Genomic DNA, 21,275 nt, shown 5'->3' on the forward strand with positions numbered 1-21,275 from the left:
GCTGCGAATGTGGCGACTTCGATTCGGCGGAGTCTTGACGAAGCGCTCAATCGACCGGAATGTGCTGCCGCGTGTGGGGGTCGCGCGCAATCTCGGCGATATGCTCCGTCGCGGCCCAGGTAGCGAGCAGGTGCATACCCTGTGCGGAGGGACTGCCGGGTGCGGGGGTATAGACGGTCAGGGTATGCCCGGGGTCGTCTTCGAGTTCCATGACGTGATAGGTGAGTTCGAGTAAGCCGACGGCCGGGTGATGGAACTGTTTGGCGCCCGAATAGTGACGGCGCACGTCGTGAGATCCCCATAACGTTCTGAATTCCTCGCTCCGAACCGACAGTTCGCCGACGAGATCGCTGAGCTCCTTATCGAAAGGGCTGCGACCAGCGTCACGACGGAGAATCTGCACGTTGACGTTCGCTGCCCGATCCCAATCGGGGTAGAGATCGCGGGCGCGGGGGTCGAGAAAGATGAACCGCGAGTGGTTGGCCGGGCGGGCGTTCGTGCGATACATCTCCGAATACAGGGCGAAGCCGAGCTCGTTCGCGGCGACGATGTCCATCCGGTTGTTGCCCACGAAAGCCGCGGCGCCGGTGATCGAGTCCAGCAGATGCTGCGTCGCGGGCCGAAGGCTATGTGCCGGCGGCTTCGGGGAGCGAGGGCGTGCGCCGAGATTGGCGGTGCGGGCCAGGTCGTGCAGATGGTCATGCTCGGCGCGGTCCAGGTTGAGCGCACGCGAGATGGCGTCGAGCACGCCGTCGGAGACACCAGTAAGGTTGCCCCGCTCGATACGGGTGTAGTACTCAACGCTCAATCCGGCGAGCCGGGCGACTTCATCGCGGCGGAGTCCCGGGACCCGTCGGCGACCGCCCGATGGTTCGATGCCGGCCTGTTCCGGGCTGATCCGAGCCCGGCGCGAGATCAAGAATTCGCGAACCTCGTTGAGATTATCCATGGTTCCCACGGTAGGTCGCTTTACCGATCGGAAGGGAGGTTCTGTGGGAACCCGTTTAGCCAGTGCCCTGGCTACGTCGCCGTGGGGCGTCTTGACTGGCAGTCGAACGTACGACTTCACCCGCCAACTGGAGAAATCCACCCTCATGACTCCACTCACCATCACGGCTGGCCGTGCATCACGGTCGACGGAGCACAGACGGTTGGCTGACTCGCTTCTCCCCCGCGTCACCGCCTTCGTCGGCGTGGTCTCTGCGGCTCTGATCGGCGTGGCCGGATGCGCCCCCGATTCGGGGCCGATTGCCACTGCGCCGGCTCCCACCGCCGCGTTCTCGCCCGAGTCCGAAACCCCACCTCCACAACCGCTGACCACCCCCACGCCTACGCCTCCTGAAACCACGGAGTCCCCAGTGCCAACTGAAACGAGCATCACGATCACAGTGAACGGCGCGGCCGTCTCCGGAGTCCTGCAGAACAACGCCGCATCCGCAGCGCTCCTGGCACAATTGCCGCTGGAACTCTCATTCGTGGACTTCGGCGCGCAGGAGAAGATCGCCGGCATCCCGGCGCCCCTGTCACTGGACGGGATGCCGCCGGGCGGCAGCGCCGAACCCGGCGCCATCGGCTACTACGCCCCGGATCAGGCGATCGTCCTCTATTACGAACCCGTTGGCTATTTCACCGGCATCATCCCGATCGGGACATTCACCGATGTCGCCACTGTGCGGGACGCACCCGCCTTTGTGGGCACCATCACCGTGAACTGAACCACTCCGCATCCACTGAATTCCGCATCCACTGAATCGAGAATCCCTATGACCGACTTCCCTCGGCAGATCGGCGGCGGCCGACGCGCCATCGGCGACATCGCGCCGAAGCTCGCCGCCCTCACCGACGACGTGCTTTTCGGCGACGTCTGGAACCGCCCCGAACTGAGCCCCCGCGACCGCAGCCTCATCACCGTTGCCGCCCTCATCCGGGGCGGCGACGCCGAGCAGCTCCGTTTCCACGCCCGCCACGCCCTCGCCAACGGTGTGAGAGATGCCGAGCTGATTGAGACCGCCACCCACCTCGCCTTCTACGCCGGCTGGCCCAAGGCCATGACGGCGATCGCAGTTCTCAAGGATGTGCTCAGCGAACCATCGACGAACGGAACCGAATGAGCGCCAGCACCGCCAGCACTCCGGTGATCGACGAATCGGACGAGCGCCGCCTGCCCGTGCTGGCGCTCGTTTCACTCGCGTTGATCGGATTCATTCTCTTGGCGATGGAGACCATGCCTGCGGGCCTGCTGCCCGATATCGCCGCCGGCATGGCGACGAGCGAGGGAAACGTGGGCCTGCTCGTCAGCGCCTACGCGCTCGGCACCGTGGTCGTTACGATTCCTGCGATCTCGCTCACCCGACGGTTCCGCCGCAAACCGCTCCTGCTGATCAGTATCGTCGGCCTGATCCTGGCCAACACCCTCACCGCGATCTCGCCCGATGTCGCCGTATCACTGGTGTCCCGGTTCATCGCCGGCTCGTTCTCCGGCGTCATCTGGGGGATGCTCGCGGCCTACGCCATCCGGATCAGCCCGCCCGCCCGCTCGGGACTCGCCCTGTCGATCATGTCGATCGGCGCTCCCCTGGGATTCGCGTTCGGCACCCCCCTTGGCGCGTTCATCGGCGGGCTCACCGACTGGCGCTGGTCCTTCGCCGGGCTCAGCATCCTTGGTTTACTGGTGGGCCTGATCATCCTGGTCTGCGTGCCCGACGCGCCAGGACTGCCGGCAGCAACCCGTCTGCCGCTCCGCAACGTGTTCCGCCTTAGCGGGGTGCCCATCGTCCTGATCGTGATCGTGGTGTGGATGCTCGCCCACAGCACTATCTACACCTACATCGCCCCTTACCTTCGGACAACCGGAACAGGCATCACCCCCGACCTGATGCTGCTCGTCTACGGTGTCGCGTCCCTCGGCGGAGTCGCCCTCGTCGGCGTCTTCCTCGACCGCCATCCGCGGCCGCTGCTGCACCTGTCCGCAGCGACCTTCACTGCCGCAGGGGTGGTGTTGCTGGTCGGGCACGCGTCGACGCCCGCGATACTCATCGCGGCAGTGCTTTGGGGAGTGAGCTTCGGTGGCGCGGCACCTCAACTGCAAAATGCGCTCACGCACGCCGGAGGCGACAACGCCGACATCGCGAACTCGTTCCTCCCCGTCGCGTTCAACCTCGCCATCTTCGGCGCCGGCATCCTCGGAGCGCTGTTGTTGACCGCGGCCGACGGCCTCATCCTGCCCGCCGCCATGACGGTCCTCGGCCTGCTCGCGCTGGCCCTCACCGGAATCGGGCGGCGCACCGCGTTCGCCGCACGCCACTAATCACGAAACGCGCGGACATCTGCGTGCGCGTCACACCCTGATTTACCTCCCCGCAGCCGGAAGAAGCAGAACCATGGCGATCAGCACACCCGCTGAGGACAACGACCGCCGCGCCCGCGCGGACCTGAGAGCCCTCGCCGCTCCCACGGTCGGCGACGCCATCGCCCGAGCCCACGCCACATCACTGCGGGAAGCTGGTTCCGACTCTGCCCAGAGCACCTGGATACAGCACCGGCTGGCCCGCGAGCTGGAGGCTGCCCGGGCCGTACTCCACCGAGTCCTCGCCGACAAAACCAGCCGTAGCGACGCACTGCAGCTCGCCGAACTGTTCGAACTCTGCAGAATCTGGCGCGACGTGGACCCGGAGTTCGCCGAACAGGAAGCACCAATAACTCACGAGCTCATCCATACGCACGGCATCTCCATCGAGCCGAAGCACAAGTGTTAGACCGAATGCCACGACAGTGCTCACGTCGTAGCTCGTCTCGCCGAACCAGGCGATGACGGTTTCGCTAAGTGTCGCCTCGTCGCTAGTCGACGGTTCTCCATTCCCTGGTCGCACAAGGACCGGCTCATTCATCGTGCTCGGTGCGTTGTGGCTGCGGACCTCCCGTGCGCTGGCCCTGGCCTGCCTGTTTTTTTCGGCGCCACAGCGCCGGCTACCTCTGGGCGACATTCACGCTGGCTCCCTTCATAACCGGGCACCAGTCCCGTGCTCTTGGCCGCGGGGCTACGGCGTTCAGCCGACGGGCGGCTTCCAGAGCACAGCCTTGACACCGAGGTGCACGAAGGCCGCGACCACTGCCAGCACCGCCCCGACGTATCCCAGTGCCGTGAACAGGTCGCCTTCGGGATCGTAACCGCCATTTGGATCTGACTCCCGCCCGGCCCAGAAGAAGAATGCTGCGGACAAGCCGGCAACAATCCAGATGCCGAGCAACGTTGCGGCAAATGGATTCGAGCGAGACCCGCCGCGCGCAGGGGTTCGCGGCTCAACATCACGTTCCGGCATCCTGTCGCTCATTGTCTTCCTTTGTCAGTTGCGGAGAGACTAGCGGCTCCGAACGAACACCGCATGAACTGACCCGACCGAATCGCACCTGGCGACGCTCATTGAAGCGCGCGCTCCGCCGGCAGATCATGCAGGTCAAGATCACTGTGGGCACCAGTTTGCCCGCTTAAGCCATCTGGACGGGCCCGTCCTGCTGACCTCCTAGCCAGCCCCGGATGCCCTCGCGGCGCTCGGCGCCAGCTCGCTGTGGGCGCTGACGTCGTACATGAAGACCGACCTGCAGCGCGGATGCGCACATCCCCAACACCATGCGGGCGCCTCTCCCGACATTGAGACCGGCGGCACAGCAGATCGAGGCAGACCTAGCCTTGAGCAGCAGCGTCTGAGACGATTGCTCCGCGATCGGATTCCCCAAGATTCACGTGGAGCTCACTTGCAAACCCCCCCCCCCCGGATGACCGGGGGCATACGTATGGCTGGGGTACCTGGACTCGAACCAAGAACAAATGATAGCTGTCTCGGCTGTGCCACTCCCCCGCAACTGGGGCGAAATCCCGCGGATTTCCGCAGTTTTCATGGCTCTAGTGTACGCGCTGGCACGGACTGATACGGGCTCATTCTGGTCACGCAGCGAGGTATCTGGTTCGTTTCTGGTCACGCCGCCGACTAATTCCGGGACTGACGGGGAGCTGACGTACATCGGCTCCGGGTTTACCCTCGACGTAAAATATCGACGATGCGATGATCACCGGTGTGTGGACCTGCGCTCTTCTCCTCGGGCGCTCTCGTCACCCACCACATTGAACGCTAATGCCTATGGCTATGTCCACCAAAGGTTGAGCCGGTGACCACTAAGCGCTCGCGCTACCCTCGGCAAAGCGCGACCTGGGGTCAGAGTGAGGTGGAGTTCATTGCCGGAGGGTTTCCATTAGGAGTGTCGCTGTCGGTGTACTCGCCCTCTGCCTGTGTGGCGTCGTCGCCAATTTCCGGCGTGCCCGCCGCTGGCTCGGAATCGGTGTATTCACCATCAGCGTCGTCGTTGATTTTCATGGTTCTCCCTCTCGAACGGACGATCAGTCTATGTCGTTGGTCTGGGTAAGGACGGGCGGACTTGATGTGCAGTGTCCTTCGTCCGCCCGGAACTGATCCGCGGAGCCAGTCCGCTGAATGTCATGCTCCGCGGTCACCACGCGGCGATGCAGCCCTCGTAGCTACCGCGCTGGACGCTGTCCTGTTCACTGAGGTGGTCCTCGGCGACCACGTCGGAGATCCCGAGGCGTCCGCCCGGCTTCAGAATGCGGTACATCTCGGTGATGACGGCGGTCTTGTCTGCGGTGAGGTTGATTATGCAGTTCGAGATGACGACGCTGATCGTCTCGTCGGCCTGAGGGATTTATTGGATTTGTCCCTTAAAGAATTCGTCGTTTGTGGCACCGGCCTTGGCCACGTTGGCGCAGGCGCGGGTCAGCACTGCATGAGTCCTCTCGAGGCCGTAGGCGAATCCGGTGGGGCCGGCCGTCGGGCCGAGGGGTGCACATCGATGCCGCCGCCGGATCCTCGATCGAGCACGATTACGCCGGCGCGCAACGCGCTATGGCCACGGAGTGCACGTCCCGGGTCGCCCTGATGCCGCTTGTCACCGCCTAGCCGATCAAGATACCGGCGCCCAAGTTGCTGCCCGTCGATGGTCGACCAATCGCACGTTCGCCCGATTGGGAAGAACGACAGGCCCTTTCGGACTGATGGAGTGGTGTCAGTACATTCCGCGGGAAAAGGACCTTCTTGATAGCAAGTCGTCTTCATTGCTGTCGCGCGCCGGTCGCCCTACCTTCCTCTAACTTGAGTCACGGTCGGGCAGAAATCGATAGCCCATTCCCGATTCTGTGAGCAGATAGCGCGGCCGGCTCGGGTCGGGTTCGATCTTTTTGCGTAGTTGAGCGATATAGAGCCGGAGATAGCCCGTGTCGCTGATGTGCTCTGATCCCCAGATATCGGTGAGGAGACTCTGGCGGGTGACGAGTTTGCCAGCGTTTCTGACGAGCACTTCGAGGACCTGCCATTCTGTCGGTGTCAGTCGGACGAGTTCATTCCCCGTTGGGGCGTTCCTTGTGACGCTTTTGGCGGCAAGGTCGATGGCGATATTGGCGAATCGGACTGTCGGCGCAGTTTCCTCGTTCGGGACCCGTCTGGTCAAGGCGCGAATGCGAGCGAGGAGTTCGTCGATCGAAAACGGTTTGGTGACGTAGTCATCTGCACCGGCGTCGAGGGCTTCGACTTTCTCTGCGGCGCCGGTTCGTCCGGAAACAACCAGGATGGGGGCGAGAGTCCAGCCGCGGAGTGCTTGGATGACTTGGATCCCGTCGAGTTCAGGCATGCCGAGGTCGAGCATGAAGATGTCGGGACGATGCGCGATGGCTTCGTTGAGTGCTTCCGTGCCGTTGACCGCTGTAATGATTTCGTAACCGCGCGCCCCGAGGGTAATTCGTAATGCGCGGAGTATCTGTGGGTCATCGTCGGCGATGAGGATCTTCATGCGGTCTCCTGGTCTACAGTCCCAGCGCGTTCAGTCTGGGTGTCAGCGCAGTTCTCGCCTGCTATTTGCTCATCGCGTTGTGGATGAGCCGCGGGCAGGGATATGACCATCGTCAGTCCGCCGCCGGGGGTGGTCTCGGCTTCGAGGGTGCCTCCCATCCCTTCGGTGAACCCCTTGGACAGGGCGAGCCCCAGGCCCAGGCCCGTGAGGTTATCCGTGTCGCCGAGTCGTTGGAAAGGGACGAAGATGTCGTCGCGCCGTTCGGGAGAGATGCCGGGGCCATGGTCGATGACGCGGATTTCGACGGTGCCACCGAAGCTGCTCGTCGAGATACGCACTCGGGTGCCGGGCGGGGCGAAGCGGGAGGCATTCGCCAGGAGATTCACCACTACTCGTTGAAGCAGCCCGTGATCGGCGACAAGAGTGGGAAGGTCCGGGTCGAGGTCAAGCTCGACAGCTTGGGGGCCGAGCTTCAGTTCGTCCAGCGACGGGAGGATCACGTCCCCTGCGTCTATGGCGTCGAGAGAGACGCCGAGAACGCCGGCTTGGACTCTGCTCACGTCGAGGAGGTTGGTTACGAGTGCGGCCAGGGTTTGCAGGCTCTCATCTGCAGTGGCGATGAGTTCGTCACGATCGCTGGCGGACCAGGTGACTTCGGTCGAGCGTAGTCCGCTGATCGCGGCGGTGGCCGCGGCGAGTGGCCGGCGGAGGTCGTGGCTGACGGCTGTGAGGAGTGCGCTTCGCACACGGTCGGTTTCGGCCAGGGGCCCGATCTCGTTTGCTGTCGCGGTGAGAGCGGAATGCTCCATGGCGGCGTCGATTTGGGCGGCGATCACCGCAAGCAGCCGTCGTTCCGATGCCTGTAAGTCTGCCCCGTGGAGTTCGAGGCTGGCACGGACCCCCACCGGCACCGTGGTGACGTGTGCGGTTTGGGAGGGTTCTCCGTCTCTGACGAGAATTTGACCCTGTGCGATCAGGCGGACTTCCGTGAGGTTGAACGCTTCCCGCGTGCGACTGATCAACGCCTGCAGGGCGCTTTGACCCCGAAGGACGCTTCCGGAGATGGTAGCGAGCAGTTCGGACTCCGCTGCCGAGCGTTTCGCGGCTCGGGTGCGGCGGGCGGCTTGATCGACAACGTAACTGACCAGGGCTGCGTTGAGCACATACAGTACGAGCGCTAAGAGGTGCAGTGGCTCATCGACAGTGATGGTGTGGATGGGTTCGACGAAGAAGAAATCAAGAGTGAGGCCCGAGAGGAAAGCCGCGAAGAGGGCCGGCCAGATCCCGCCGATCAGAGCGACGAGTACGACCAGGAGCTGGTAGGTGAGAACATCGCTGGTGATGGATTCCGGGCTTCGGAACGACGCGAGTAGCCAGGTCACCAGTGGACCGCCGAGCAGGGCTAGGACGAAACCCAAAATGCGTCGCTTCATCGTGACAGCGCCGGCAAGTCGAGGCAGCGCGAACCGGCCTCCGGCTGCGGCGTGCGTGACGATGTGTACATCGATGTCGCCCGATTCGCGAATCACCGTGGAACCGATTCCAGGACCGGTGAGCGCGGCGACGAGGCGGCTTCTCCGACTGACGCCGATCACGAGTTGGGTAGCGTTGGCGCCCTTGGCGAATTCGACCAGGGAGAGGGGGATGTCGTCGCCGATGACCTGGTGGTAGGTTCCGCCGAGGGTCTCGACGAGGGTTCGCTGCTGGCCCAGCGCCCCCGGGTGCGCCGATCTGAGCCCGTCCTGGCTGGTGACGTGCACGGCGAGGAGTTCCCCGCCGGCGGAGCGGGCGGCAATTCGGGCGCCGCGCCGGATGAGGGTTTCTCCTTCCGGACCACCGGTGAGGGCGATGACGACTCGCTCTCGGGCCTCCCATTTGCTGTCGATTCCGTGTTCGGCACGGTATGACTTCAACGCTGTATCGACCTCGTCCGCGAGCCAGAGCAGGGCAAGTTCCCGCAGGGCGGTGAGGTTGCCCAATCGGAAGTAATTGGACAGGGCCGCGTCGATGCGTTCGGCTGGGTAGACCCGGCCGTCGGCCAAGCGTGCACGCAACGCTTGGGGGGCGAGGTCAACGACTTCAATCTGGTCGGCAGCGCGGAGCACTTCGTCTGGAACGGTTTCACGTTGCGGCGCACCGGTGATTTGCTGCACGACGTCGTTGAGTGATTCGATGTGCTGGATGTTGACCGTCGACATCACATCGATTCCCGCAGCCAACAGGGATTCCACGTCCTGCCACCGTTTGTCGTGCGTGGAGCCAGGTGCATTCGTGTGCGCGAGCTCGTCGACTAAGGCGATGGTGGGTTTCCTCAGGATGACCGCGGCAAGGTCCATCTCGGTCAGTTCGACGCCGCGGTGCAGGATCGTGGAGCGTGGGATGATCTCGAGTCCGTCGGCCATTGCGGCCGTGGCGGCGCGCCCGTGGGTTTCCACGACCGCGACCACCACGTCCTGGCCTTCACCGAGGAGTCGCTTGCCTTCCTCGAGCATGGTGTAGGTTTTGCCGACGCCGGGGGCGGCGCCGAGCAGCACTCGTAGACGCCCTCGTTTCATCGTTAGGCCTGCAGGGCTTCGAGTGCGATGTTCAGCTGGAGTACGTTCACCGTCGGCTCGCCGAGATAGCCCAGGTCTCGGGACTGGACGTGAGCCTCGACCAGCGCCCGCACATCGTCCACGGGGAGATCCCGGGTGGCCGCGATGCGGTCAACCTGGAGCAGTGCGTACTCCGGGCTGATGTGTGGGTCCAATCCGGACGCCGATGCAGTGAGGGCGTCCGCGGGGATTTCGTCCGGGTCGACGCCGTTGAACTCTGCGATCTGCGCTTTCCGCTCCTCGATCGCAGCGATTAGGTCCGTGTTCTCCGGGCCGTAGTTGGATCCGCTGGACGCGCCGGCGTCGTATCCGTCGCCAGCAGCTGAGGGGCGCGGTTGGAACCACTCCGGCAGCGGGTTGCCGTCGGCGTCGGAGAAGGACTGCCCGATGAGGGCAGATCCGACGACTTCGCCGTCCACGGTTTCGGTTGAGCCGTTCGCCTGAGCGGGCAGGGCAAGCTGGCCGATACCGGTGATTACGAGTGGGTAGGCCACGCCGAGGCCGACAGTGAGGACGAGCATGGCGCGGAGGGCGACCCAGTAGTGCGCGATGCCCGAGCGTGGTGCGCTCATGATGAGATCTTCTTTCTGATGTGGAGCACGGGGTTAGAAGCCGGGGAGCAGACCGACGATGAGGTCGATCAGCTTGATTCCGATGAACGGCGCGATCACGCCGCCGACGCCGTAAACGAGCAGGTTGCGGCCGAGGATCTTCGACGCGCTCAGCGGACGGTACTTCACCCCACGCAGAGCCAACGGGATGAGGACGACGATGACGATGGCGTTGAAGATGATCGCCGACAGGACAGCCGACGACGGGGAATGCAGCCCCATGATGTTCAGCACGGCCAGGCCGGGGAACACTCCCATGAACATCGCCGGGATGATCGCGAAGTACTTCGCGATGTCGTTGGCGATGGAGAAGGTGGTGAGCGCGCCGCGAGTGATCAACAGCTGCTTGCCGATCCGCACGATGTCGATTAGCTTGCTCGGGTCCGAGTCCAGGTCGACCATGTTGCCGGCCTCTTTCGCGGCCGAGGTGCCCGTGTTCATGGCCACGCCGACATCCGCCTGCGCGAGCGCTGGCGCGTCGTTCGTGCCGTCGCCGGTCATGGCGACAAGGTTGCCGCCCTGCTGCTCGCGGCGGATCAGAGCGAGCTTGTCCTCCGGGGTGGCCTCGGCCAGGAAGTCGTCCACCCCGGCCTCGGCAGCGATCGCCTTGGCTGTTAGCGGGTTGTCGCCGGTGATCATAACTGTACGGATGCCCATGGCACGCATCTCGGCGAAGCGCTCCTTCAGACCCTCCTTGACGATGTCCTTGAGGTGCACAACACCGAGGAGACGACCTTCACCAGTCGCGGTCTTGACGGCGACGACGAGCGGAGTGCCACCGCTGTTGGCGATGCGCTCCACCTGCTCGTCCAAATCAGCCAGAACAGAGCTAGCCACCCGGCCGTCCTGTTCGATCCAAGCGATAACCGCGGAGCCGGCGCCCTTGCGGATCTGGGTGCCGTCGGGCTGATCGAGTCCGCTCATCCGGGTCTGGGCGGTGAAGGGCACGATGTCGCCGGGGGCGAATTCTCCGACGTGAATTCCCTCTACCCCAGCCAGGTCGACCACCGACTTGCCTTCCGGTGTCGGGTCGGCCAGCGAGGAGAGAGCAGCCGTGCGGATGAGCTCGGCGGCGGGAACACCCTCAAGGGTGACAAATTCGGACGCGCGACGGTTGCCGTAGGTGATGGTTCCCGTCTTGTCCAGCAGCAGCGTCGTGACGTCGCCTGCGGCTTCAACCGCGCGCCCGGACATGGCCAGCACGTTGTGCTGTACAAGCCGGTCCATGCCGGCGATGCCGATTGCGGAGAGCAGCGCCCCGATGGTGGTGGGGATCAGGCAGACCAAGAGCGCCACCAGGACCGGCAGGCTGACTGTCGCCGCAGAGTATGACGCGATCGGGTTCAGGGTCAGCGTGACGATGACGAAGATGATCGTGAGGCTGGCCAGGAGAATGTTCAACGCGATCTCGTTGGGGGTCTTCTGGCGTGACGCACCCTCGACGAGGCCGATCATTCTGTCCACGAACGTTTCGCCGGGCTTGCTGGTGATCTTCACGACGATGCGGTCGGACAGCACCCGGGTTCCGCCGGTCACCGCGCTGCGGTCACCACCGGATTCACGGACCACCGGCGCCGATTCACCGGTGATGGCCGACTCGTCCACCGAGGCGATTCCCCAGATGATGTCGCCATCACCCGGAATCAGATCGCCGGCCGTGACGGCTACGACGTCACCGAGCTGCAGGTCAGCGGAGGACACTTCCCGGGTCGGTGTGGTCGTCGCGGCGGGATCACCGTCGGGGCTGTACCCGGTGACCGCGTGGGCGGTGGTGCTGGTGCGGGTCTTGCGCAGGCTGTCTGCCTGCGCCTTTCCACGGCCCTCGGCGACGGACTCGGCCAGGTTGGCGAAAAGCACGGTCAGCCACAGCCAGACGGCGATGCCCCAGGTGAAGGATGCCGGTACGGAGGAGCCGCCCGAGGATTCCGGGCCGCCCAGGAATGGTTCGGCGATAGCGAGGACCGTGGTGAACGCTGCGCCGACCTCGACGATGAACATGACGGGGTTGCGCCACATCTGGCGAGGATCGAGCTTTCTGAAGGCTCCGGGTATGGCGGCGATCAGTTGCTCGGCGCTGAATGCGCTCTGTGATCGAGGGGCGGTGGGGGCGCCGGGTGTTTCCGGCGCCATCGTGGGTGTTGTGGTGGTGGACATGGTTACTGCAGCCCTTCCGCTAGGGGACCCAGCGCGAGTACGGGGAAATATGTGAGAGCAGTGATGACGACAGTCACGCCGACGAGGAGACCGACGAACTGCGGACGGTGGGTGGGCAGTGTTCCAGCCGTGGCCGGCACTTTGTCTTGAGCGGCAAGGGAACCTGCCAAAGCAAGGACCAACACAATCGGAATAAACCTGCCGAGCAACATGGCAACACCCAACGCGGTATTGAACCAGGGAGTGTTCGCGGTGAGTCCGGCGAAAGCCGAACCGTTGTTGTTTGCTGCCGACGTGAACGCGTACAACACTTCAGAGAGGCCGTGAACACCGGGGTTCCAGATCGATGTGGATTCCACGTCAGCGCGGATCGCGGGGATCGCGAAGCTCAGCGCGGTACCCAGCAGGACGATCGTGGGAGTGACCAGAATGTAGAGGCTGGCGAGTTTGATTTCCTTCGGGCCGATCTTCTTGCCGAGGTACTCGGGTGTCCGTCCGACGAGCAAACCGCCGACAAAGACCGCGATGATCGCCAAGACCAACATTCCGTACAGGCCCGACCCGACGCCGCCGGGGGCGACCTCGCCGAGCATCATGTTGATCATGGGCATCATGCCACCCAGGGCGGTGTACGAGTCGTGCATGGAGTTGACCGCGCCGGTGGACGTCAAGGTGCTCGTTGAACCGAACAGTGTCGAGGCGAAGATCCCGAAGCGTTGCTCCTTGCCCTCCATAGCCCCTCCCGCGAGCTGCGGCGCCGTACCGGCACCGTTGAGCTCGAACAGGGTGAGGAAGGTGAGCGAGGCGACGAAGATGCTGCCCATGACAGCGAGGATGGCGTAACCCTGTTTGTGGTTGCCGACCATGCGCCCGAAGGTGCGTGGGAGAGAGAAGGGAATCATCAGCATCAGCACGTTCTGGAACAGGCTCGTCCAGGCGTTCGGGTTCTCAAACGGGTGGGCCGCGTTGGCGTTGAAGAATCCACCACCGTTGGTCCCGAGGTTCTTGATCACTTCCTGGGAGGCAACCGGGCCACCGGGCAGGTTCTGCACGCCGCCGCTGAGGGTCGTGATCTCGGTGAAGCCGTTGAAGTTCTGGATCACTCCGCTCGCGATCAGCACCACTGCACCAACCACCGAGAGGGGAAGAAGCAACCGCAAGATTCCCCGGGTCAGATCGACCCAGAAGTTACCGATGGTGGCCGACTCGCGCCGGGTGAAACCGCGCACGAGCGCGATAGCGATCGCGATTCCCACGGCGGCGGAAACGAAGTTCTGTACGGCCAGGCCGGCGATCTGGACGGTGTAACCCATGGTGATGTCGGGCGAGTACGACTGCCAGTTCGTGTTCGCCACGAACGACGCCGCCGTATTGAACGAGAGCCCTTCCGGGACGGCGGGCAGTCCCAGAGAGTACGGGAGTACCGCTTGGAAGCGTTGCAAGAGGTAGACGAACAACAGCCCGACGACCGAGAACGCAAGAACGCCCCGCAGGTAAGACTTCCAGGTTTGCTCGACGCTGGGATCTACCCCGATGATCCGGTAAAAGCCTCGCTCGGCCTTCAGGTCTTTTTTAGAGGTGTAGACGTGGGCCATGTAGTCGCCCAGGGGACGATAGAGCAAGGCGAGGATGAGTACCAGGGTCGCTACCTGGAGGATCGCGAAGAAAACGTCCATTTAGAATCGCTCCGGTTTCACGAGGGCGACCACGAGGTACACCACAGCGGCAATAGCCAACGCCGCGGCAAGCAGGTCAAAGAAGATCACAGCTTCTCGACCCCCCAGCCAATGACGCCGACAAGCGCGAACACGGCGATGATGCCGAGCACGTAAACAATGTCAAGCACAAGTAACTCCATCTGGAGAAGGACCACACGACCCGAAAGCGGGACATGGATGCCGCAGCGGCACGACATCCGATTAGACACCCCCGGTCACGGCGAAATCCCAGCCCTAACGGAATCCAAACGGTGAATCGCCCGAACCTAACGGGATCCCTACACCCCTCCTCATCCCAGGCTGATTGGCCTCGCCCAGCACCCTGATTCGCGCGTCATCGGTATGCCGGGCCGCCCCCGTATCGGTTCCGTTCGATTCAGGGCTGTACCCGCATGCGTTCCGTTAGGGAGCGGGGTTTCCCGTCGCCGGGCCAGTAGGACTGAACCATGACAACACCTGACAGCCCCACATCGGAGCCCCTCAAACCCAGTGACCGTGGCACGGGCTCGCGTTCATGACTCTCACCGCGATCATGCCCTCCCTCCGGCGCTCAATTGCCGACCCCCTCCGCATCGATGCGTGGCCGGAGTCCTCTCAGGTCACTACGACCGACGTCTTCGTGTGCGGTGTCTCGATGACCCGCCTCGTCGAGGTGTGCCAGACACCGTGTGTGCACACCGCAGCCGCTGTCATCCCCGGTACGCACGGGCGCAAGTCGCCCTACCAGGAAGCCGCCGTGGTCGTTGTCCGCGTCACCGCGGTCTTGAAGAACTTCGATGCGGCACGGGTTGTCCTCATCGACGCGTGCCTGGACACCGTCAACGCCACCTGGCGAGAGACCCGCCTTATCGGCCGAGCCTCCACGGTGAAGAGCACCGCTGCGATCCTGCTCTCCGGCGAATCCCACGAAACACCGAGCATCGGCCGCGGCGTGATGGAACTGCCCGACGATCTCCGAGAAGGCGACCTACTCGCCATCCCCTGCACCGGTGTCGTCGCACTGCGGGACATCCGTGCCCGGCCATCGGTGCCTGACACGTCGGACAGCACCGACGACATCGCGGCCGAATTCACCTGGCTGGCGCAACTCGCATGACCCATCCCACAAACAAACGCAATTCCACGGAGGAGCACTCATGACTCTCATGTCCAGCATCCTGGCCAGGACACCCCTGACGCATCGACCTGCCGACATCGGCTCCTGGCCGGCGGGCACAGTCCACACCATGGATGACCTCATCATCAACGGGGTCTCCCTGGTGCGCGCCAGCCACGACCGCACTCCCGCGGTACGAATCGGCGCGGCTCCCGACGCCGGGGAGCGGCACGCCGGCACGCCGGAACGATTCATCACCGTTCTGTTGACCCGGGTGGAGGAGACCGGCTTCACCGATTCACACCGGCGCCTGGTCGTGTGGGTCGACGCCGAGCTGGACCATTGCCGCCCCATTCTGTCGGCAGCCCGCGTTGTCGGACGCCGCGGCGTCGCTCACCTCAAGCGCGTGCAGCTCCGGCCCCGGCCTGTGGAGGACATGCAGTGGGTTTGGCTGCCGGCCGATGTGGTGGTCGGTGATCTGATCGCCATACCGTGCGAAGGAGCCATCCCTCTCAGAGACGTCCGTCGACACAGCCGTTACCCGGGCCATCGCGTAGAGGAGTGGCCAGACGAACCGGACGATCTTCCGTTCTCCCGCGCGTGCTTGAAATGAACCTCAGCGCCGAGCTGGAGATTCCGCCGCGCTCCGCGCCGACGATCGTCCTCCGGGGCGACCCGATGACTGCTCTTCGCCCTTTGTCACAGCTGCCGAACGTGCTCGCGACCCCGGCTCAACCGGGGCGGCCCTTTCGGCGCCGGGCCATCAGGGCAGTGGCGACGGGGGTCGATGCCAGCGCGGATGCCGCACTCACCTGCCGCGGGCTGAAGTCACGGCTTCGACGAGAACTGCTGCCGAGCCAGCGACTGTGCGAGTGGCTACCCCACCTCAAACACGTCATCTTCGTTGTCGCGGAGCCCACACACCTGCGTGAAACAGCGGTGCTCGGCATTGCTGACCGGTTCGCGGAATACGCTCACGCTCATCTGGAACGGGTCTGCGGGGCCTATGTGACCGTGACGGTGCTGCTGGTCGCCGACTGCGCCCAACCCGGGCTGCTCGCGGAACGCATCGATCAGCGCGCTTCGCTCGGCCCGCTCGACCCCTATCTGGCACTACCGTGGCGGGACGTGGCTGAACAACCAATTCAGCTCTCGGCGGCCGCCGCATACTGCTGATTCCGTAGCCGCCAGCTCCGGGCCTCCCGGAGCTGGCGGCTACGGGGTGGTCCGGGCCGCGTCCATGTGTTCCTCGGCGTCTGAGTAGACAGCCGACCAGACCATCTCGTGTTCCGCCGGCGTGGACCGGCCTAGCTGCAGCGCCTGGTCCGCGGCCGCCAAAGTCGCGGCCAGCGAGGCCAGGTATCTGCACTCGCCGCCGCGCCAGGTGTCGGGCACAAGGGTGGATCTGGCCGCCGTCAGCTCAAGGACCTGTTTCCGCACCGGACCTGCAGCACGGGCCACGACGACAGCCCCGAGAGCATAAAACGCGACGCAGCCGATCACGATGACCAGTCTCGAGGCGCCACCCTCCGCCATCGCTACGAACACGCCCAGCACGCCCACGAGCCCCAGGATCGTCCAGCCGCGACAGAGCCGAACTCGGCGTCGTTGCTGCGCCGATATTCCCGGCGGGTACACGACAAGCCGGTAACCGACGCTGCCGTATCGGCCGACCGCGACGGTGTAACTTCCCCACCGGCACCGCCCATCAACGACCGGGGAGAGCCACCGGTTGAGCAAGATTCCCGAACTGATCGTTCGCGCATTATTCACCTCATCAGCGTCCTCCCAGCGCCTCACCGCTTGGAAGATCTATACGGAACGCATGCGCAGGATCCGGTGATTTATACGCTTTTCCTACGCCGCGAGTTCGCGCCGATGGGGTGTGACGGCTTCAGCTGACGTGAACGTGTGGTCGTCGTTTGGCGTTGGGCTCGGATTCGCGAAGCACCTCTCTGGTCACGGGGGCAATTTCGCCGAGGCCGGTGAAGAGGAACTTGAACATATTGGCGAGTGGATTGCCCTGGGTCCATTCGAAATAGATCTCTGGGATCAGGCCGGTCTGATCGCGGATCTCCAGCAGCACCGCGGCGATCGTGTTCGGAACGTTGCCACTGGTGACCTGGAGAACGCGATACCCGTGCTTCGCAACGCCGTGCACGACAAGGTCCTCCTCGAAATCAGATGAGTCAGACGGGAGCACTTCGAGGAAGATGATGGGTGAGCCCGGTGGGATGTTGCCGAACCGGCGTTCGTCCCGGCTCTTGTTGCGGTATTCGACCTCGGTGTCGTCGTCTGGCTCGTGGGAGATGATTCGGATTACGTCGTAGTCTTCGGCGTCCCCGGTGACGAAGTCGAGTGCGGTCGGGTCCAAGATGACCGATGTTGCCCGGAGCTCGAAGGAACGCCGCACCCTGGACACGAGGGAGACCACCATGATGCCCACGATGAACAGGGCGGCGATGCGCACACCGTCTGGGCGTTCGACAATGTTGACAACAGTGGTGTAGACCAGGATCACCGCGATGGCTGCGAAGCCGAGAGTTTGCCAGCGCTGCTGCTTCCGGCGTGCGGAGAGCGTCACCGCAACGGATGCGGACGTCATCAGCACCAGGACCCCGGTCGCGTAGGCGCCGCCCTGGGCGTCGACGCTGGCCTGGAACGCGATCGTGATCACGAAGGCGATCCCCACGAAAACCAGCACAAGCGGTCGCACCGCACGGGCCCACTGCGGGGCCATGCCATACCGCGGCAGATACCGCGGCACGAGGTTGAGCAGCCCGGCCATCGCCGATGCGCCCGCGAACCACAGGATGCAGATAGTGCTGATGTCATAGACGGAACCGAAGACGTTGCCCAGGTATTCGTGGGCGAGGTACGCCAACGCGCGCCCATTGGCCGGCCCGCCGGGCTGGAACGCCTCCTGCGGAATCAACAGGGTTGTGACGATGCTCGAGGTGATCAGGAACCCGCTCATGATCAGCGCGGCGGTGGTGAGCAGCTTCTTCGTCCCGCGGATCCGCCCCGCGGGGTTGTCTTCGGTATCAGCGGCACCGCCTTTCACCTGAGGCATCACCGCCACGCCTGTCTCAAACCCAGACAATCCCAACGCCAGTTTCGGGAACACGAGAAGAGCGATGCCCACCATCACAAGTGGGTTGCCGTGTTGCACCGTCAGTGCTGCCCACCAGTCGGTGATCAACACAGCGTTCGACGTGACGTGCCCGATCGATACCACGATTACGATCAGGTTGAGGAGGAGGTAGACCGCGACCAGCACTACAGCAATGCCGATGGCTTCCTTGAAGCCCCGGAGGAACACGATTCCCAGCAGCGTGACCAAAAACAGAGTGACCAGCACCTCCTGTCCGTGCAGCCAAGACGGCGCGAACGGATTCTCGATCGCGTGCGCCGTGGCATCCGCTGCCGACAGGGTGATGGTGATCATGAAGTCGGTGGCGGCGAATCCGAGCAGCACTAGCACGAAGATTTTGCCCGACCACCACGGCAGAAGCTTTTCCAGCATCTGGATCGAACCGGAGCCCCGGAAGCTCTCTTCGGCGACCCGCCGATACACGGGCAAGGCACCCAGCAGTGTCAGGGCAACCAACACGATCGTCGCGATAGGTGACAGCAGACCTGCGGCGAGGGCGGCGATCGCCGGCTGATATCCCAGGGTCGAGAAATAGTCGACGCCCGTCAGGCACATCACCCGCCACCAGGAATGTGTTTTCTCCACTGTGGCGGCGTGGGGACCCACACGATTGCCCTGCCGGTCACCGCTGTCCTGCAAAAGCCATGTTTTCAGTTTCGTGGCAGAAGCATGTGGTTTGTTCACGTGCACACATTACGCCACGCGACACACGACCGAGCGACCAAGTGACCGAGTGACCAAGCGGCTATCGGCCGGCGCCGGCAAGGGGCACGCGACGATACGCACAAACCGTTAGGCCTCGCGCTCAAGAACCCCGAGGCGGGAACCCTGCACCGGCCGCACACAGTGAGTTGTTGCACCGCTGGGCTTCTGTGCTGGCAAGAAGGCTGAGTCCATGGCATGGTCAGGATATGGACATCGGCGAGTGGTGGTCCACACTGGACTCCTTAACACATGAACTACTGATCGCACACAACGGAGATGTCGTTTCGGCAGATATTCTTCGCCAAAGCACCCCCACAGGTGAAGTCATAGCCTTAGACGCAAAATGGATTGGCGAGAGCGATGTGAACGGCTTCTACCTTTCCGACGAAGCGACCGACTGGATTGAAGCCACCGCGAACGGTGAAAGACCAGAACCATAGGACAGGACTCAAAAAGAGTGTTTGCGACATATCTCTGATATGTCCCCAACAATCATGTCCCTCTCTACTGTCGGTTACCTTTTCCATTGGGCTGCGCGTTGGTTCTGGGAGGCGAGCTGTGCGGTCTCGAGGATTCTCGTGGCTCGAGTTTGGGGTCGTTTGGCTTGGATGATCCATTCAAGGATGCCTCGGCGAGCAGACGGTGGGAACTGGTCCCAGTTCGCCCGGGCTGGAGGGTTTTCGCCGAGGGCTTCGGCAAGGTCGGGCGGAACGATGAGGTCTTCGACATCATCCAGTAATGCCCAGGAGCCGTTGCTGATCGCCTGCGCGATTACCGCTTCGCCGGCGGGCAGCATGAGTCCTGCTGCACGGAGAGCTTCCACCCGGATCTTGTTTGGCCGTGACCACGCACTCGTCGGTTTCCGGGCGGAAAAGTAAAGCATTGTTCGCTCACCGTCGAGCTTCTGGGGTTTGCTGTCTACCCAGCCCACGCAGAGGGCCTCCGACACGGCATCGTCGTAGCTGACAGCGGGTTTGCCCGTGGCCTTCTTCCAAGACACCAACCACACTGACTGTTCGCTTTCGTGGTGCGCGAGCAGCCAACGGCGCCACTCAGCGCGGGTCTCCGGGTGTACCCGCGGTGCTGTCGTCGGAGAAACCACCCCGACCTAACCCTCGGCGAGCTTGGCTGCGATCGATATTAACGCCTGGTCGAGGCTGTCTTGGATGCCCGGGTAGCTGGCCGGGCACGTGATACTGAGGTTGAGGCGCGTGGAATTGTCGCCTGCTTCGGCAGTGAGTCTTCCGTGGTACTGGTCGTTGTCGGGCGATCCCCAGGAGATTTCGTGAGTGGCGGAGTCCGATCGGAACCACGCGTCAGCCGTGACCGGTTCACTGTTGTCGTCATCAGCCCCGTCCGTGTCGATGACTGCGGTCGTGCGCACCAGCTCGGGGCCGACGAGCTCGGCGGAGGTGATTCGGGGAAAGTAATAGGGGAGGTTGCGCGGGTCAGCCATGAAGGCAAATGAGTCATCAAGCGATTGAGGAAGGCTGGTTGTCGCGGTGTAGGTGGTCATGTGCAGTCCTTCTCACGAGGTGGTCGATACCTGTTTGCAGGCTGAGCCAATAGAGATCGGCCAGCCACAGATCGTCACCGAATAATAGCCAGATTGTCCCTGCGTTCACTATGGTCGGCGCCCGCCGGTTCGACGGATAGTTGACGGGTGGTACCGAGCGAGGAAAGCATTCGGCATGTCGTGGACCGGCTCCAAAAGTGTCCCCGATATCTGCCAAGAGAAATTGCTGCCGGTGTGGAGGTCGCGCATGGCGTCATCGATTCCACTCACGCCTGCCTGAACGCTCCAAAAAATCCAGGGTTCCGAGAGGGCATCGAGCAGATCGCTCGCTAGCGAGACAAGCGCAACGCATGATGTCCCCAAGACATCTTCGTCCGAACTGAGGTGTATGAGCAGGCTCAGCCCTGAAGGCGGGCGAGGAGCTCGTCGACCCGAGCACGGATGTCGTCGCGGACCAGGCGCATGCGCTCCATGCCCTGGATTCCACGCTCATACGGTTCGTCCGTGATCCACGTCTCGAATGTCGTGCCCGGTACTTCATCGACCTTGGCCTCGGTACCGAGGACGACGACCACGTCTGCAGCGGCGAGCATCTCCGCCGTGATGAGCTTCGGGTGCTCATCGCCGACATCGACGCCCAGCTGGGCAAGAGACTCCACCGACTGTGCGTTCAGCGCCGCCCCGGGCTTCGTTCCCGCGGAGTGCACGGTGACGGTGTCCCCCGCTGCCGCACGCAAAAGAGCCGCCGCCATCTGTGACTTCCCCCCGTTCTTCTGGCAGACGAAGAGAACGCTGGGGATACGAGTCTCAGTCATGACGCAACGCGTTCCACTTGACTGATCTCGAGACTGCCGGCGAGGTCGCTGGCAACCAGG

The 21,275-nt window shown here is 63.5% G+C and carries 23 protein-coding genes; 8 read left to right on the top strand and 15 right to left on the bottom strand.

What is annotated here, in order from left to right; genetic code table 11:
- Positions 1-46: 46 nt before the first annotated feature.
- Entirely contained in the window at positions 47-949 is a 903-nt protein-coding gene (locus CTB96_RS14975; RefSeq protein ID WP_110127631.1) for a helix-turn-helix transcriptional regulator, read from the bottom strand.
- Between the two features lie 409 nt (positions 950-1,358).
- On the opposite strand from CTB96_RS14975, the gene CTB96_RS14980 reads away from it, so the two are divergent.
- The 4 genes from CTB96_RS14980 (at position 1,359) to CTB96_RS14995 (ending at position 3,755) form a co-directional block, all read left to right on the top strand.
- Entirely contained in the window at positions 1,359-1,715 is a 357-nt protein-coding gene (locus CTB96_RS14980) for a cyclophilin-like fold protein (RefSeq protein WP_110127632.1), read from the top strand.
- A gap of 48 nt (positions 1,716-1,763) precedes the next feature.
- Positions 1,764-2,111 (top strand): carboxymuconolactone decarboxylase family protein, encoded by a 348-nt coding sequence (locus CTB96_RS14985; RefSeq protein ID WP_110127633.1) that lies wholly within the window; start codon positions 1,764-1,766, stop codon positions 2,109-2,111.
- A complete protein-coding gene (locus tag CTB96_RS14990; protein WP_110127634.1) occupies positions 2,108-3,307 on the top strand; it encodes an MFS transporter in 1,200 nt (399 codons plus the stop codon). Before CTB96_RS14985 ends, CTB96_RS14990 begins: the two co-directional genes overlap by 4 nt.
- A 73-nt stretch (positions 3,308-3,380) precedes the next feature.
- Entirely contained in the window at positions 3,381-3,755 is a 375-nt protein-coding gene (locus tag CTB96_RS14995; RefSeq protein WP_110127635.1) for a hypothetical protein, read from the top strand.
- A 291-nt stretch (positions 3,756-4,046) separates the two neighbouring features.
- Here CTB96_RS14995 and CTB96_RS15000 read toward each other — a convergent pair whose 3' ends face one another.
- The 9 genes from CTB96_RS15000 to CTB96_RS15035 all read right to left on the bottom strand — a co-directional run bounded on the left by CTB96_RS15000 (position 4,047) and on the right by CTB96_RS15035 (position 13,977).
- Positions 4,047-4,331, bottom strand: coding sequence for a hypothetical protein (locus CTB96_RS15000; protein WP_146215826.1), 285 nt, complete (start codon positions 4,329-4,331; stop codon positions 4,047-4,049).
- A gap of 879 nt (positions 4,332-5,210) precedes the next feature.
- Positions 5,211-5,369 carry a hypothetical protein gene (locus CTB96_RS20555; protein WP_181397276.1) on the bottom strand — a complete coding sequence of 53 codons (159 nt, stop codon included), beginning with the start codon at positions 5,367-5,369 and terminating at the stop codon, positions 5,211-5,213.
- 133 nt (positions 5,370-5,502) lie between these two features.
- Positions 5,503-5,712 (bottom strand): methyltransferase domain-containing protein, encoded by a 210-nt coding sequence (locus CTB96_RS20835; protein ID WP_345788791.1) that lies wholly within the window; start codon positions 5,710-5,712, stop codon positions 5,503-5,505.
- Between the two features lie 441 nt (positions 5,713-6,153).
- Positions 6,154-6,852 carry a response regulator gene (locus tag CTB96_RS15010; RefSeq protein ID WP_110127637.1) on the bottom strand — a complete coding sequence of 233 codons (699 nt, stop codon included), beginning with the start codon at positions 6,850-6,852 and terminating at the stop codon, positions 6,154-6,156.
- Entirely contained in the window at positions 6,849-9,407 is a 2,559-nt protein-coding gene (locus CTB96_RS15015) for a sensor histidine kinase (protein WP_110127638.1), read from the bottom strand. Before CTB96_RS15015 ends, CTB96_RS15010 begins: the two co-directional genes overlap by 4 nt.
- A 2-nt stretch (positions 9,408-9,409) precedes the next feature.
- A complete protein-coding gene (gene kdpC, locus CTB96_RS15020; RefSeq protein ID WP_110127639.1) occupies positions 9,410-10,018 on the bottom strand; it encodes a potassium-transporting ATPase subunit KdpC in 609 nt (202 codons plus the stop codon).
- Positions 10,019-10,051: 33 nt separating this feature from the next.
- Positions 10,052-12,211, bottom strand: a complete 2,160-nt coding sequence (gene kdpB, locus CTB96_RS15025) for a potassium-transporting ATPase subunit KdpB (RefSeq protein WP_110127640.1) — start codon at positions 12,209-12,211, stop codon at positions 10,052-10,054.
- 2 nt (positions 12,212-12,213) lie between these two features.
- A complete protein-coding gene (gene kdpA / locus CTB96_RS15030; RefSeq protein WP_110127641.1) occupies positions 12,214-13,887 on the bottom strand; it encodes a potassium-transporting ATPase subunit KdpA in 1,674 nt (557 codons plus the stop codon).
- Entirely contained in the window at positions 13,888-13,977 is a 90-nt protein-coding gene (locus tag CTB96_RS15035) for a potassium-transporting ATPase subunit F (RefSeq protein WP_110127642.1), read from the bottom strand. It lies immediately after the preceding gene.
- 466 nt (positions 13,978-14,443) lie between these two features.
- Here CTB96_RS15035 and CTB96_RS15040 point away from each other — a divergent pair, with 466 nt between their 5' ends.
- The 3 genes from CTB96_RS15040 (at position 14,444) to CTB96_RS15050 (ending at position 16,201) form a co-directional block, all read left to right on the top strand.
- Positions 14,444-15,025 (top strand): hypothetical protein, encoded by a 582-nt coding sequence (locus CTB96_RS15040; protein WP_110127643.1) that lies wholly within the window; start codon positions 14,444-14,446, stop codon positions 15,023-15,025.
- Positions 15,026-15,155: 130 nt separating this feature from the next.
- Positions 15,156-15,638 (top strand): hypothetical protein, encoded by a 483-nt coding sequence (locus tag CTB96_RS15045; RefSeq protein WP_146215827.1) that lies wholly within the window; start codon positions 15,156-15,158, stop codon positions 15,636-15,638.
- Positions 15,635-16,201: a hypothetical protein gene (locus CTB96_RS15050; RefSeq protein ID WP_110127645.1), complete on the top strand. Its 567-nt coding sequence runs from the start codon at positions 15,635-15,637 to the stop codon at positions 16,199-16,201. The genes CTB96_RS15045 and CTB96_RS15050 overlap by 4 nt, the downstream gene beginning before the upstream one ends.
- 39 nt (positions 16,202-16,240) lie before the next feature.
- On the opposite strand, the gene CTB96_RS20375 is transcribed toward CTB96_RS15050, so the two are convergent.
- Together CTB96_RS20375 and CTB96_RS15060 are read right to left on the bottom strand one after the other, a co-directional pair.
- Positions 16,241-16,825, bottom strand: a complete 585-nt coding sequence (locus CTB96_RS20375) for a DUF6611 family protein (RefSeq protein ID WP_146215828.1) — start codon at positions 16,823-16,825, stop codon at positions 16,241-16,243.
- A 94-nt stretch (positions 16,826-16,919) separates the two neighbouring features.
- On the bottom strand, positions 16,920-18,734 hold the full coding sequence (locus CTB96_RS15060; protein WP_248283490.1) for an APC family permease: 1,815 nt from the start codon (positions 18,732-18,734) through the stop codon (positions 16,920-16,922).
- A gap of 356 nt (positions 18,735-19,090) precedes the next feature.
- On the opposite strand from CTB96_RS15060, the gene CTB96_RS20380 reads away from it, so the two are divergent.
- Positions 19,091-19,324: a hypothetical protein gene (locus CTB96_RS20380; RefSeq protein WP_146215829.1), complete on the top strand. Its 234-nt coding sequence runs from the start codon at positions 19,091-19,093 to the stop codon at positions 19,322-19,324.
- Positions 19,325-19,398: 74 nt separating this feature from the next.
- On the opposite strand, the gene CTB96_RS15065 is transcribed toward CTB96_RS20380, so the two are convergent.
- The 3 genes from CTB96_RS15065 to CTB96_RS15075 form a co-directional block, all read right to left on the bottom strand.
- Complete coding sequence (locus tag CTB96_RS15065; RefSeq protein WP_248283394.1) at positions 19,399-19,884, bottom strand: YdeI/OmpD-associated family protein; 486 nt, start codon at positions 19,882-19,884, stop codon at positions 19,399-19,401.
- Between the two features lie 108 nt (positions 19,885-19,992).
- Positions 19,993-20,400 carry an SRPBCC family protein gene (locus tag CTB96_RS15070; protein ID WP_110127649.1) on the bottom strand — a complete coding sequence of 136 codons (408 nt, stop codon included), beginning with the start codon at positions 20,398-20,400 and terminating at the stop codon, positions 19,993-19,995.
- Between the two features lie 398 nt (positions 20,401-20,798).
- The gene (locus CTB96_RS15075) at positions 20,799-21,215 is read right to left on the bottom strand and encodes an arsenate-mycothiol transferase ArsC (RefSeq protein WP_110127650.1); all 417 of its coding nucleotides are present in this window, start codon (positions 21,213-21,215) and stop codon (positions 20,799-20,801) included.
- Between the last annotated feature and the right edge of the window lie 60 nt (positions 21,216-21,275).

Origin of the sequence: Cryobacterium arcticum (genome assembly GCF_003185895.1) — a bacterium.
Lineage (GTDB): Bacteria > Actinomycetota > Actinomycetes > Actinomycetales > Microbacteriaceae > Cryobacterium > Cryobacterium arcticum.

Coding starts and splice junctions, on each gene's coding strand:
- CTB96_RS15075 (WP_110127650.1), bottom strand. CDS start 21,215: ATGACTGAGACTCGTATCCCCAGCGTTCTCTTCGTCTGCCAGAAGAAC.
- CTB96_RS14985 (WP_110127633.1), top strand. CDS start 1,764: ATGACCGACTTCCCTCGGCAGATCGGCGGCGGCCGACGCGCCATCGGC.
- CTB96_RS20555 (WP_181397276.1), bottom strand. CDS start 5,369: ATGAAAATCAACGACGACGCTGATGGTGAATACACCGATTCCGAGCCA.
- CTB96_RS15000 (WP_146215826.1), bottom strand. CDS start 4,331: ATGAGCGACAGGATGCCGGAACGTGATGTTGAGCCGCGAACCCCTGCG.
- CTB96_RS15010 (WP_110127637.1), bottom strand. CDS start 6,852: ATGAAGATCCTCATCGCCGACGATGACCCACAGATACTCCGCGCATTA.
- CTB96_RS15060 (WP_248283490.1), bottom strand. CDS start 18,734: ATGTGCCTGACGGGCGTCGACTATTTCTCGACCCTGGGATATCAGCCG.
- CTB96_RS15070 (WP_110127649.1), bottom strand. CDS start 20,400: ATGACCACCTACACCGCGACAACCAGCCTTCCTCAATCGCTTGATGAC.
- kdpA (WP_110127641.1), bottom strand. CDS start 13,887: ATGGACGTTTTCTTCGCGATCCTCCAGGTAGCGACCCTGGTACTCATC.
- kdpB (WP_110127640.1), bottom strand. CDS start 12,211: ATGTCCACCACCACAACACCCACGATGGCGCCGGAAACACCCGGCGCC.
- CTB96_RS15015 (WP_110127638.1), bottom strand. CDS start 9,407: ATGAAACGAGGGCGTCTACGAGTGCTGCTCGGCGCCGCCCCCGGCGTC.
- CTB96_RS14995 (WP_110127635.1), top strand. CDS start 3,381: ATGGCGATCAGCACACCCGCTGAGGACAACGACCGCCGCGCCCGCGCG.
- CTB96_RS14975 (WP_110127631.1), bottom strand. CDS start 949: ATGGATAATCTCAACGAGGTTCGCGAATTCTTGATCTCGCGCCGGGCT.
- CTB96_RS20380 (WP_146215829.1), top strand. CDS start 19,091: ATGGACATCGGCGAGTGGTGGTCCACACTGGACTCCTTAACACATGAA.
- CTB96_RS15050 (WP_110127645.1), top strand. CDS start 15,635: ATGAACCTCAGCGCCGAGCTGGAGATTCCGCCGCGCTCCGCGCCGACG.
- CTB96_RS14990 (WP_110127634.1), top strand. CDS start 2,108: ATGAGCGCCAGCACCGCCAGCACTCCGGTGATCGACGAATCGGACGAG.
- CTB96_RS15045 (WP_146215827.1), top strand. CDS start 15,156: ATGGATGACCTCATCATCAACGGGGTCTCCCTGGTGCGCGCCAGCCAC.
- kdpC (WP_110127639.1), bottom strand. CDS start 10,018: ATGAGCGCACCACGCTCGGGCATCGCGCACTACTGGGTCGCCCTCCGC.
- CTB96_RS15040 (WP_110127643.1), top strand. CDS start 14,444: ATGACTCTCACCGCGATCATGCCCTCCCTCCGGCGCTCAATTGCCGAC.